Raw genomic sequence first — 12,030 nt, 5'->3', positions numbered from 1 at the left:
TGCCGCTATCTGTCGGGGTGATATCGAACGGCTACCTGAGCGTCGCGTATGAATAGTATTGCTGTAGGCTTGTCACGGCAGGGGCTGGGATCGAATGGCTTACGCCACCACACTGCAATCGTGTGATCGCCCGCTGATTCATCTACGTCTCAAAAGAATGTATAAAGCGTCAGCGCCCTGCGACCCGACGTCCGCACAAGGAACCCCTCTCCATGCTTCGGCTCACCATGCCGGCCCTTCTCCTGGCTGTAGCCGGCTGCGCCACCAAGCCCCCGGCCAATCCCGACAACCTCTGCGAGATCTTCCGCGAGAAGCCGAAATGGCACGAGGCGGCGCTGAAGATGCAGGCGCGCTGGGGTGCGCCGGTGCAGGTGCCGATGGCGATGATGTACCAGGAGTCCTCGTTCAAGCACGACGCCCTGCCGCCGCGCTACTACTTCCTCGGCTTCATCCCCTGGGGCCGGGTCAGCAGCGCCTACGGCTACGCCCAGGCCAAGGACGAGACCTGGGCCGACTACAAGCGCGATGCCGGCGGCTGGGGCGCCGCCCGCGACGACTTCGCCGACGCGATCGACTTCATGGGCTGGTACATGCAGAAGAGCCAGCAGGTCAACGGCGTGTCCAAGTGGGACGCCTATGGCCAGTACCTGAATTACCACGAAGGCTGGGGCGGCTACCGCAACCGCAGCTATGACGCCAAGCCGTGGTTGAAGAACGTCTCGCAGAAGGTCCAGACCCGCGCTTCGGTGTTCGGGGCGCAGTATCGGAGTTGCGAGCAGGAGCTCGCGCGGGGTGGGTGGTTCTGGTAGACCCGCCTGGCGATACGTTGCCGATCGCTACCGTCAAACCAGAAACGAAAAAGCCCGCTGTCTGGCGGGTTTTTCGTTTCCAGCGGTGATCGCCTGTTCCTGGCATCCACTTGCGGGCTTGGGTGGGCTCACTTCAAATGCACTTTCAGCGCCTCGCCAGCCTGCAGCATTGCAGAACGTACCGCCGGCACCTGGCTGACCACGTTCAGCAAGCCATAGTCATGGATCATCCCGTTGTAACGCACCGCCGTGACCGGCACACCGGCTTGGTCCAGCTTGCGAGCATAGGCTTCCCCTTCATCACGCAGCACATCGGCACTCGCGGTCTGCACCAGCGCTGGCGGCAGGCCTTTCAACTGCTCGGTGGTCGCGCGCAGCGGCGAGGCGTAGATCTCGGCACGTTGCTTGGGGTCGGTGGTGTAGTTGTCCCAGAACCACTTCATCATGTTACGGGTGAGGAAGTGCCCCTCGGCGTACTGGTTGTACGACGCCGTCTCGAAGTTGGCGTCGGTCACGGGCCACAACAGCACCTGGTACTTGATGGCCGGGGTGCCTTTGTCCTTGGCCATCAGGCTGACCACCGCTGCCATGTTGCCGCCGACGCTGTTGCCCGCGACCGCCAGGCGCTTGCCGTCGACATTGATGTCCTGGCCGTGCTCGGCCACCCATCGGGTTGCCCCGTAGGCCTGGTTGATCGCCGTCGGGTAGTGCGCCTCAGGGGACGGGGTGTAGTTGACGAACACCGCCACCGCCCCAGACCCGACGACCAAGTCGCGCACCAGGCGCTCATGGGTCGGGAAGTCGCCGAGCACCCAGCCGCCGCCGTGGAAGTACATGAACACCGGCAAGGTCCCCTTCACACCCGCCGGGCGCACGATGGTCAAGCGGATGGCCTGGCCATCGACGGTGATGGTCTTCTCGCTGACATCCGCCTTGGGCAGCGTCAGTTTCACCCCGGACTGAGCGCCGGCCAGCACCGCGCGGGCATCCTGCGGCGAAAGCTGCTCGATGGGTTTGCCACCGCCCGCGTTCAAGGTATCGAGGAATGCCTGGGTGTTGTGCTCGACGCCAGCGTCGGCGAATGCGTTACCGATCGACAAGGCAAGCAGCGAGCCCGCGAGGGTCTTGGTCAAAACGTTCATTTCAAATCCCCTGTTTCTGCTGAGGCAGTAGGTCAGACGGTGACGTGCAGACGGACATCGACGTTGCCACGGGTGGCATTGGAGTACGGGCACACCTGGTGGGCCGCCTCCACCAACGCTTGTGCATCAGCGTGCTCCAGGCCTGGCAGGTTGATGTGCAGGTCGATATCCAGGCCAAAGCCGCCAAGGATCTGGCCAATGCCGACCTGCGCAGTGATCGAGGCGTCGGCTGGAATGCTGCGTTTGCGCTGGCCGGCGACGAACTTCAGCGCGCCGGTGAAGCAGGCCGAGTAACCCGCGGCGAACAGTTGCTCAGGGTTGGTGGCATCACCACCGGCACCGCCCAGTTCCTTCGGCGTGGCCAGTTTCACATCGAGGTGCTTGTCGCTGGAGATGGCTCGGCCATCGCGACCACCGGTTGCGGTGGCGACTGCGGTGTAGAGAACGTTCATGGCTTTCCTCACTTTTAATGTATTCGGGGCATGCTGTTGGCGACTTCAATGTTTGTACGCCAACAACTCGCAATCAGTTATTGCGCAATAATTTAGTGCGCAATGTTTTTAGAAATAATCTGCCGCTGTAACAAATTGGTTTTCAAGGGGGTTACACCTCAGGCAATGGCTTGTTGCTGCCAAGCCTTTGGTGTCATGCCTTCAGCCTTCACGAAGGTGCGGCAGAAGTGAGACTGATCGCAGAAGCCGCATTCCAGTGCGATCTCTGTGAGCAACATCGTGGAAGTCTTCAATAGCTCCCTGCTCTTCAACACCCGCTGTTCACGCAGCCATTGTTGCGGCGACATCCGGGTACTTTGCTTGAACATGCGTGAGAAGTGACTGCGCGACAATGCGCATGCTTCGGCGATTTCAGTCACTGATAGGCAGGTATCCAGCCTGTCCAGCATCAGCTGTGTGGCCGTTCTCAACTGCCAGGATTTGAGCTGCCCTGTCGAAGCCAGTGTCAGCGTCGCCAGCACGGTAGAGTTGTCCTTGTTCATACACACCCATCAATCCAGGTAGCAGGATGCGAGCGCCTGACCCGAGCAGCGCTGGGCGCTGGAAACCCCAGAGGTTCCAGGCCAGGCTCGTTGATTCGGATCAGCCCACCGCGCACCCTTCGCACGTCAGTGAACAGCCCCCAGGACAGGAGCTGGCGATGGCTCAGACAGCAGCGACAGGCGCCAGGGTGGGGCCATGCTGAACGCGCTCAGGCGCCTTGTGCACCATGGTGTAGGCGTAGTCGACGCCCATGCCATAGGCACCGGAATGTTCCTTGACCAGCTCCATCACAGCGTCGTAGGTGTCGCGGTTCTTCCAGTCCCGCTGCCATTCCAGCAGCACCTGCTGCCAGGTCACCGGTACCACGCCGGCCTGGATCATGCGCTGCATGGCGTAATCGTGGGCTTCCTTGGTGGTGCCGCCGGAGGCGTCGGCGACCATGTAGATTTCATAGCCGGCATCGTTCATTGCCGACAGGGCGAAGGTGGCGTTGCAGACCTCGGTCCACAAGCCGGAGACGATGATCTTGTTGCGGCCATTGCGCTTGAGGGCGTCGCGCACCTTCTGGTCATCCCAGGAGTTCATCGAGGTGCGCTCCAGCAGCGGGGCGTCGGGGAACACAGCTAGCAGCTCGGGGTAGGTGTGGCCCGAGAAGCTTTGTGTCTCGACCGTGGTGAAGGTGGTGGGAATATTGAAAATCTTCGCGGCCTTGGCCAGGCCAACGGTGTTGTTCTTCAGTGTTTGCCGATCGATGCTCTGAACACCGAAGGCCATCTGTGGCTGCTGATCGATGAAGATCAGTTGGCTGTTGAACGGGGTCAGGACTTCAGTCTTAGGATTGCTCATTGTTGTTTCCTTTCAATTTGATGAAGTTCGATCGCACCCGTTTCGGGGCCCGCACGTTGCAGGCATCACCGTAGCCACGAGTGCTCGCCTCAGCGTCGTTGCTTGAGGACGAGCAAAAGATAACGAAACAAATCGCCTGTCGGTGGCGCACTTTTGCGCCTCTGCCGGCTCATTTTTGCGCCATTGCATACGCAGCCGCGCTGCTAGCATTCGCCGTTCCATTCGGATCAAGCCGGTCCGTCATGTGCAGGAGAATGCAATGGCAGCTTCACAACCGTTCAACAAGCAGACCGCCTACTGGGGCGTTTCCTGGGAGGAGGCGTATGGCTATCCGCAGGCACGGCGGGTAGGCAACGAGATCTACGTATCAGGCCAGTTCAACCATGACGAGGCCGGTAATCTGCTGGCCCCGGCGCCGCTGAACGCCGACGGCAAGCCCAGCGATTTCTCATCGATGGGCGAGCAGATGCAGGTCGCCTACGACAACATCTCAAAGCTGCTCGCCTTGTATGGCGCGACGCTGCAAGACGTTGTCGAGGAAACGCTTTATGTACTGGACATGGACGCCGCGTTCGCGGTGGTCGGCAAAGTGCGCAAGGCGGCCTATGGCACTGAGCGGCCTCAGTGCGCGAGCAATATCATTGGGGTGTCGCGGCTTGCCCAGCGCCCGCAACTGATCGAGATCGCCTGCAAGGCCGTGATTGGCGCCCGGGAAATCTAAGCTGCACTCCCGGTTGCGATCAGCTGACCGGGAGTACCGACTGCCCCTCGACCAAGGGCTTTTGACTGGCCACGGCAGCGGCGCAGAAAGTCATGAATGCTTTGACGCGCCACGACTTGCGAATGTCCTGGTGCGTCAGCAGCCACAATTCGTCCTGAAGCTCTGGCACCACTGGGCCTGCGCGTACCAACCCCGGGGTGATGTCGCCCAGCATGCAGGGCAGGAACCCATACCCCAGGCCCGCCGCGATGGCGACGCTTGCGGCTGCAACAGAGTCGGTGCGGTAGGCAATGCGCTCCGCGGCGACCCGGCTTTCGACATAGCTGGTCGCCCTCAAACCGCAGAGCGCCGCCGAGTAGGACACCCATGCCTGCCCCTCTGCGAACAGGGGCTCGGCAGTCATCTGCTTGGCGCTGCAGTACGGTGCCCAGGCAATGTTCGCCAGCTTACGGCCCACCAGGCTCTCTGCAGGTTTTCTTGTCGCGCGGATGGCGATATCCGATTCATCCCGGGCGAGGCTGAGGGTTTCATTGCCCACCAGCACCTCGATGCTGATCCCCTCGTTCAGGGCCTTGAAGTCCGCGATGATGGGGGTGAAGAAGTACAGCAGCAGCGAGTCGCTGGTGGTAATGCGAAGCTTCCCCAGCGGGCCTTGGCCTGAACGTGAAACACGCCGCGTGACGCTGACGATATCCAGCTCCACGCGCTCGGCGAGTGCTCGCAACTCCGCGCCCTCGGCGGTGAGCAGATAGCCTGATTTGCGGTGGTCGAACAGCGCGATGCCGAGCGTTCGCTCGACCTGGGCAACCCGGCGCGAAACGGTGGAGACATTGATGCCAAGCTTCTTGGCCGTCGCCGCACGGTTGCCGTAGTCACTGAGCGTCTTGATGATGCGCAAGTCGTCCCACGAGAGCTGATTGACAGCCTCGGCGACGTCCCACTTCGGCCCATCAGCGGCAGTTGGCGCTTTTCCAGTTGGCGATTTCACACAGTTCGTTCCGAATGCGAAGGCGCTGATGATACGAGATGGGGGTGGGTGAAGCAGCCATATTGTTCTTGCGAGTGGTTGAAATCCGGGCGGTGCAAGTGGCGGTCGATCAGGGCACGCCACGCAATAGGGCCGCAACGCGGCCCCGATGATGCGTGGCATCAGTCTCTGGAAACACACTCTTCTTTCATCGCCTCCAGCTTGCCGAACTGCTCGCTGGCCAACCGGCTGATGATCCGGATCGCCTGGTGGATGCCCGCTGTGTTGCGGAAGCTCAGTTGCGGGTTGTGCTCGCACTCCAGCACCTCGTCATGCTGCACCAGCGCCTCGCCGAGCAGTTCGAGGGTCCAGACGTAGCTCTGGAGGGTGGACAGGCGTTCATGGTCAGGCATGGGGTACCTCCCGGTTGGCGCGGGTGGCTAGGGAGTGGCTGTCGATTGGGTAGAAGGTTGGGGATGGGGTGGCCGCGGGGGTTGGGCGGCGGAGAGCGGATGCGAGGATCCTGTACAGACGTGTGATGGTCATGCATGAGACTCCAAGTTAGGTTGGAACCACCACGCACTGTCGCCAAACAATGGGTGGCAGCTGTACGCAGGTTGGCGAACCGGGAACTTGGAACCCGGCAGACCCGAAGGTCTCCCGCGCACAGCCGCCATGGCACGAGGCTGCGGACGCAAAAAAAGCGCCTGCAATCGTGTGGGGCGCTGCTGCGCCAAGTTTATCCGGGTCGCCAAACCCGGTCGCGGAATTTGCCGCGACTGGTAGGGAATTTATTCCTTGGGGGCTTCTAGTGCAAGGTTCTTGGGGCTAGGAAATGGCAATGGGAAACGTAGGAAATGGCTTGCACGGAGGGACTGGAAGGCAACAGTACGTGGGTTGGCCGACCGGGACGAAAGGGACCTGCACACCTGAGGTGTCCCACATACTGTCGCCATGGTGAAAACGCACTCGATATAGATTGCGTTCGGAGTGGTGAGGGTGGCAGCTGTACGCAGATTGGCGAACCGAGGAAAAAGATAACCCGGCAGACCAGATGGTCTTCTGCGTACAGCAGCCATGTCATAGCAGACGCGTGCAGGTTACCTACATCTGGTCATTGATGAGGTCTGCTGAGATAGCTAGAAACAAAACGCTCGCATTGCAAGGACGGCGGCGACTTCTGGGTGCTGGTGCGGCACCAGACGAACGGTTTCTTGCTGTGAGGGCAGAGGATTCGCGGGGCTGGAATTTGGTGGATTTTGGGACGTGCCTCGTTACGTAGCTATAAATAAATCAGCACTTTATGGCTATTTGTGGAATCGAATCGGCGTGCAACGGCCTTGTCCTTCGTCGGTTTGTGCCCATAAGCCACTTGTCTGCTGCCCAGAATTACGCCACTGTAAAGACAATTGTAAATACAGTTAGCAAGCCATCATGGCACCTATCAATGTTTGTATCGACGACGATCTTAAAACCCGAGCCTATCGTGAGCTTGAACGCTTGGGTGTTACGCCCTCCGAGTTCATGCGCCAAGCCTTGCAGTACGTCGCCGAGCGCGGGCAGTTGCCTTTTAAACCTGTGCTCATGACCGAAGAGGATGAGGCGCTGCTAGCGACCGTTCGCGAGTGGCTTGCCGACCGTCAGCGAGTGTAGGTTTCGCTGGACGACCTATAGCCTTGAGTTCGATATCGCATCTGGGGGCGGTCGACGGTCCTGATATGGAGCGTAAGCATGGTCGGCAGGATTGGAGCCAAGGGACGTCGATCCGGGCCGAAAGGCGCTACGCGATGTCCGCTTCCAAAACGCTCACTCCAGTGCAGCGGATCAAAGAGCTTGAGTAGCAGCTTGAGTTGATGGCTCAGTTCTTCGAGACCGTTGTTGATACCCTGAAAAATGACTACGGCGTATCGGTCATAAAAAAGCGATCCGGTAAGTTCTCGCACAAGATCAAGCCGCAGGACTGAGCATTACCGGGGCTTATCAGTTTCTGGGCATCGAGGCCCGTCGAGAACAAACGGACTGATTCCGCTGCCAAGGATGGCAACCACCTTCGCAATAGACTCGCTAGGTGTGAGTGGAGTAGTGTCTGACGCGGACTCGATCATGAGTCTGGTCAGGTAGCTTGGTCTTGCCGCCCAGGGTGTATAACTCCCCGAAACGGTCATCCTGTCTGCGAAACCCGCAATGTAAAAGGAGCACGAAAATGACAAGGAGTGTTGCCCATCCGTCCAGTCAGGGGGCTTATTCACCATCTGATGTCTATGTTAAGAAACTCATGTGGTGTGATACTTTTAATGCGTGCTAATCGCGCAATTCAATTATAGGTTTGTAAATGCCAAGAATTAAATGCAAGTGTTGCGGTTACGAAGAAGAAGCGAATAAAGAGTTTTTCTTCAAAGTTTTAGGCGGAGGTATGGTGGGATTTGGAGGGTACGCTTGGATTGCTTACCTTTTTGCGGGTACTGGATTTGCCTTAGTTATCTGCGTGGCAATCGTTGCGGGCGGTGTGGCGATGCTGGCATTCTCCGATGAGATAACAAAATTCGTGTCGGAAAGATTCGACTGCCCCGATTGCGGTCGGAATGAATGGAACTTAATTAAATAGATCAATCCATTGAATATTCCAGTTGATTTGGTATAGGTTGCCCCGCTCGAGTGTGCGTTTAACCCGTGGCATGACAAACAAATGCATGGAGCGCGTTGCAAGCTGTACGGAAAGGTGACAGATTTATTTAATTGCGCATTAACTAGTGCCAAAAATAAATCTGTCACCTTTCCTTCTGGTTATTTAGCGGAAGTTGTGGCGCTGAATATATTGGTGGGAGCGCAACTCATGGAGAATAAAAATGGCTGATCCTGTTGAGTGGTGCACTGTGATCTGGTCTATGGCCGATCCGTCGATCAAAGCATCAACTTCTAGCTTGATTACTATTGGTGCCGCGTCTTTGGCTGCTGTGCTTGCGGGCTTTTTCAGTTTGGCGGGGATATGGTTCGGACAGAGGGGGACCGCGAGATCTGAGCAGCGTAGTGTTCGCGCAGCCTTAATTGCGGAAGTTGCTGCACTTGTTGAGATTGAAGCAACACGAGGCTACATCGCCGAGATGAAGCACTACTCGGCTGATCTCCAAAGTTTAGATGGAGATGACATGAGAAGCATGGGGCTAGTGCATCGCTTCCCGATTGCCATCGCAGACACGTTCAATCAGATCTACCAAGCCAATCTCAATCGCCTTGGATTGTTATCGGTGGTGGAGGCAATGGAAATAGTTCGTTTCCATCAGCTCGTCGGTAGCTGGGTTGTGGATGTCTCCCCTGGAGGGGTGCTGTATGAAGGCACAAACGACTGGGCGCACTTCGACGAGGCGGTTTATCTACTCCAGGAGGCGATGAAGATCGCTAACTCACTGATGGGCCGCTAAACAAGTCGATGCTGGAACGAACGGTGTGTGGACACAATGTGGACGTTTGAAATGAGCCTACGCTGTAGAACCTAACACCTGAAAAGACGAAAGCCCCGCAATGCGGCGCTTCTAAGGTGGCGGCACCAGACGAACGGTTTCTTGCTGTGAGGGCATGGGATTCGCGGGGCTGGAATTTGGTGGATTTTGTGGCGTACCTCAAAGGGTCGCTACAAAAAATCAGCTAGTTACGGCGTTTGGTGGAATCAAATCGGGAAGTTTTTGGGTGTCGTAGCTTATGAGAAAATTTCAGATATCACACCGAGCGCCTCCAGATTAGTGGCAGGTCCCAGTTCGACAAAAGAAGATACCACCCGTCCCGCCCTTGGTGAGACCGTCCGCAAGCAGCCGCATCCGATCATGAACAGGTTCTCGATGTCTTCTACGATTCTAGAGACAATTAATACATTTCGATTGTTAGCCTTTACGATCCAGCGGTACTCTTTTAACTCTCCACGTATCCGTTCGACGATGTTGCGCTGCAAATAGCTAGGTCGACCCTGCAGTCGGCCCAAGGCAGAATTGGGTTGCGCTTGATTCACGATGAATAATGGTGGAAATTAGCTCGTCCCGATGCTTATCTCAGTGTCTACCGGCGTTGCAATAATATTCGCGATTTCTGTGTATAGATCCACGTCCTCACCATCAGAGGATATAGAAATAATCAGGCTATAACGGGTTTTAGTATTGCATTTTCCCAGATGGGGCCGATATCGCCACCAGCCGGAAACCGGATAAATAGCAATTTTATCCCTTGAGGCCAAGTCAATCGCTGGACCGATCCAGACGTCACTGTGTACTGAGCCTGCGGAAATGCTTTTGGGACCGAATACCCACCTATTATCTGGCTCTGGTTGTGGAGGCTTTTCCGCCATCGACTCAAGCTTGTTGATTCGATGCCGGAATGCTGCTTCGGTCTCGGATTTTTTCTTGAGGTCAAATCGAAGCCCAAAGGATTGATACCTAGCTGGGATCACTTGAGCCATTTCTCCTGGGCTAGGCTCGATGAAGTACGAAAGAGTGATCTTCAGTTGGACGGTCCGGTTTTCGAGGCGTTCTAGCTCTGCTTTCGGCCATGGCAGATTGTAGTAATGCACCTCTTTAAAGTGCGGGTCTCCTACCTCTCGACTCTTTGCGTTGAGGTCTCTCGCAAATGGTTGAATGCTAGTCTCAGCAATCAGGGCTAAGTCGTTTTCTGCAGATGCCAAGGCGCGTGATAGCTGTGGAACGCCATAACCAATGTGGCGGGCGAGAGCGATTCGCTGCCCTTTGCTCTTGCATTTCCTGAATCGTTCCATCATGACGGGCGTCCACTGCGCGCTATGAATAATCAGTGCGCGCACCGTTTCTGGCCACATCTGTGGATGCACAGCCATGATTGTCGCAGCCAATCCCGCTGCTTGTGCGGTAGCAGAGCTGGTGGCCCAGAACTCCTCAATAGGCCGCTGATTGACATCTTTTCCGGTTGTTAAGAGTGACAATGCAGGAATACCGGAAATGATCTCTGCCCCGTCAGGACTGATCGCCTTGTTGCCCGCCTCGAAAACCACTTCTGGCTTAATTGGGGTTCTGGAGTGCTCCCAGTCGATTGATGCTCGGCTATAGGGGCTATGATCGCCGGCCCGCGCCACTGCGGACCACCCCTCATAGCCTGGTTGATCGTGAAGGTCGACTTTGTCAGTGAATCCACCGACCGCCAACGCGTTCCATGATTGAGCAGGGTCTTCAATCGGGAAGTCATAGGGGTCAGCCAAATCTTCAGGGCTGTTGGAGTCAGGGATGTTACCCGCTGAAATTATGAAGAGTCGACGCGGACCATATTCTCCGTTCTCCCCGAAGTCCCCCACCATCGAGCCACTACAGACCTGATCAATAGCGGAGCTCCATGTTGTGGGTCGCTCGCCTGATACGTCTTGGTTCGAGACCGCCATGCAGAAAACGCGATTTCGCAGGGGCTCCTTCGTTTCTGCCAAGCTCACTGCTGACTGGGTAATGAACCCGTAGCTCGAAGGGTCATTTCTCTCCCAGCCAGCGGGCGGTAGGAATTTTACCGATTCCAGTTTTGCAGTTAGTTCAATAAAACTTTCATCTGCCAGCGCGTAGCTAAGGTCCCCATATAGCGCTGCACCAGCCATATTGGTTCCATGGCCATGGTGGTCGTGCACTCCCCACTCTGACCTAACTGCTTGGCAATCGTCAGCTGCAAGCGCGGGCTGAATAAGGGGGTGAGCGTGGTTAACGCCATGATCTAAAACGCAAATCGCGGGGCTTTCGCTATCAGGTGGAATCAGCCTGTCTGCTAGATTAGACGTCCATTCTGACTTTTCCCGGGATGTTTGCCGGGTAAAGAAATAGGGGTTGTCGGTGGCTTTCCTGAGCTCTTCTAGTCCGTCCGCATTCGCTGCAAGAATTGACATTTCAAGGGTATTTGCATAGACGAGTAATACTTCTGTATCCGGAAATATTAGCGAGTTCTCGCTGACGCGAATTTTTAGATTGTCAGCGACACGTCGGACGTGATCCGCCTTCCATGCTGCACACCAGCACTCCCACCAAAGTGTGGAAGATAAGGAGCTTGGGAACGGTCTGGAGTCTGTCCATAAGGTCTCTATGTCCCCGATGGAAAGGTTTTCAACGGATGAGAATTTAGTCTCATTTTTTGGCTTTCCAGACTTGGTCTCTTCTTCTGCATATTCCTGCAGCTTTAACTCAAGAAAGTCCATGGCATCGTGAGGAACGTATAGCGCTCCGAGTGTTGAACCGTCCTCGAGGACTCGGAGGGCTGAAAGCCGTATATTTTGTTTTTTCCAGTTTAGGTCTGGAATGGGCGATCCCGCTTCAAGCTCAACTTCTAAGTACAACGCTTGGGGGGAGTCGCTGATATTGTCTGCAAAGAAGGCGTTCTGACCGCTTCGTGCGGCAGTAAACGCAAGAGATAACCTTTCGCGGAGGCGGCTGCCATGGCCTTCCTCTCGTGTTTTACCCGCGTTGCTCAGGTCCTTATCTCGGCGCTGGTAAGGGCGATCCACCCTGAATTGCTCAACTCTGAAATGCGGAAGCTCGTAAGACGACGCCATTCTGGATATTTCCCT

At 56.6% G+C, this 12,030-nt stretch carries 12 protein-coding genes and 1 pseudogene; 6 read left to right on the top strand and 7 right to left on the bottom strand.

All coding sequences use genetic code 11. The features are described from left to right. Window positions 1–212: 212 nt before the first annotated feature. Complete coding sequence (locus tag PRtIB026_RS07190) at window positions 213–809, top strand: hypothetical protein (RefSeq protein WP_203648025.1); 597 nt, start codon at window positions 213–215, stop codon at window positions 807–809. 128 nt (window positions 810–937) lie between these two features. On the opposite strand, the gene PRtIB026_RS07185 is transcribed toward PRtIB026_RS07190, so the two are convergent. The 4 genes from PRtIB026_RS07185 to PRtIB026_RS07170 all read right to left on the bottom strand — a co-directional run bounded on the left by PRtIB026_RS07185 (window position 938) and on the right by PRtIB026_RS07170 (window position 3,792). Further along, entirely contained in the window at window positions 938–1,951 is a 1,014-nt protein-coding gene (locus tag PRtIB026_RS07185) for an alpha/beta hydrolase (RefSeq protein WP_203648026.1), read from the bottom strand. Between the two features lie 32 nt (window positions 1,952–1,983). Continuing rightward, the gene (locus PRtIB026_RS07180; protein WP_203648027.1) at window positions 1,984–2,403 is read right to left on the bottom strand and encodes an organic hydroperoxide resistance protein; all 420 of its coding nucleotides are present in this window, start codon (window positions 2,401–2,403) and stop codon (window positions 1,984–1,986) included. 158 nt (window positions 2,404–2,561) lie between these two features. Further along, a complete protein-coding gene (locus PRtIB026_RS07175; RefSeq protein ID WP_203648028.1) occupies window positions 2,562–2,945 on the bottom strand; it encodes a helix-turn-helix domain-containing protein in 384 nt (127 codons plus the stop codon). A 163-nt stretch (window positions 2,946–3,108) separates the two neighbouring features. Beyond that, window positions 3,109–3,792, bottom strand: a complete 684-nt coding sequence (locus tag PRtIB026_RS07170; protein WP_028689876.1) for a hydrolase — start codon at window positions 3,790–3,792, stop codon at window positions 3,109–3,111. Between the two features lie 259 nt (window positions 3,793–4,051). Here PRtIB026_RS07170 and PRtIB026_RS07165 point away from each other — a divergent pair, with 259 nt between their 5' ends. Next, window positions 4,052–4,513 carry a RidA family protein gene (locus tag PRtIB026_RS07165; RefSeq protein WP_062575164.1) on the top strand — a complete coding sequence of 154 codons (462 nt, stop codon included), beginning with the start codon at window positions 4,052–4,054 and terminating at the stop codon, window positions 4,511–4,513. Between the two features lie 19 nt (window positions 4,514–4,532). Here the strand turns inward: PRtIB026_RS07165 and PRtIB026_RS07160 are convergent, their stop codons facing one another. Next, the gene (locus tag PRtIB026_RS07160) at window positions 4,533–5,501 is read right to left on the bottom strand and encodes a LysR family transcriptional regulator (protein WP_267813733.1); all 969 of its coding nucleotides are present in this window, start codon (window positions 5,499–5,501) and stop codon (window positions 4,533–4,535) included. A gap of 161 nt (window positions 5,502–5,662) precedes the next feature. Continuing rightward, window positions 5,663–5,893: a hypothetical protein gene (locus PRtIB026_RS07155; protein WP_186594201.1), complete on the bottom strand. Its 231-nt coding sequence runs from the start codon at window positions 5,891–5,893 to the stop codon at window positions 5,663–5,665. A 1,021-nt stretch (window positions 5,894–6,914) separates the two neighbouring features. Between PRtIB026_RS07155 and PRtIB026_RS07150 the strand changes: the two genes are divergently transcribed. The 4 genes and pseudogenes from PRtIB026_RS07150 to PRtIB026_RS07135 all read left to right on the top strand — a co-directional run bounded on the left by PRtIB026_RS07150 (window position 6,915) and on the right by PRtIB026_RS07135 (window position 8,899). Then, window positions 6,915–7,133 (top strand): type II toxin-antitoxin system RelB/DinJ family antitoxin, encoded by a 219-nt coding sequence (locus PRtIB026_RS07150; protein ID WP_203648029.1) that lies wholly within the window; start codon window positions 6,915–6,917, stop codon window positions 7,131–7,133. Between the two features lie 27 nt (window positions 7,134–7,160). Further along, window positions 7,161–7,476 (top strand): annotated as a pseudogene (locus tag PRtIB026_RS07145) (IS3 family transposase); the annotation flags it as partial. Between the two features lie 336 nt (window positions 7,477–7,812). Then, window positions 7,813–8,085 carry a hypothetical protein gene (locus tag PRtIB026_RS07140; RefSeq protein ID WP_203648030.1) on the top strand — a complete coding sequence of 91 codons (273 nt, stop codon included), beginning with the start codon at window positions 7,813–7,815 and terminating at the stop codon, window positions 8,083–8,085. A 241-nt stretch (window positions 8,086–8,326) separates the two neighbouring features. Next, a complete protein-coding gene (locus tag PRtIB026_RS07135) occupies window positions 8,327–8,899 on the top strand; it encodes a hypothetical protein (protein ID WP_203648031.1) in 573 nt (190 codons plus the stop codon). A 599-nt stretch (window positions 8,900–9,498) separates the two neighbouring features. Here the strand turns inward: PRtIB026_RS07135 and PRtIB026_RS07130 are convergent. Further along, on the bottom strand, window positions 9,499–12,015 hold the full coding sequence (locus PRtIB026_RS07130) for a S8 family peptidase (RefSeq protein WP_203648032.1): 2,517 nt from the start codon (window positions 12,013–12,015) through the stop codon (window positions 9,499–9,501). Window positions 12,016–12,030 lie beyond the last annotated feature (15 nt).

This window comes from Pseudomonas sp. RtIB026 (assembly GCF_016861355.2).
GTDB classification, from domain to species: Bacteria; Pseudomonadota; Gammaproteobacteria; order Pseudomonadales; family Pseudomonadaceae; genus Aquipseudomonas; species Aquipseudomonas peradeniyensis.
This window is presented reverse-complemented; position numbering and strand designations above follow the sequence as displayed.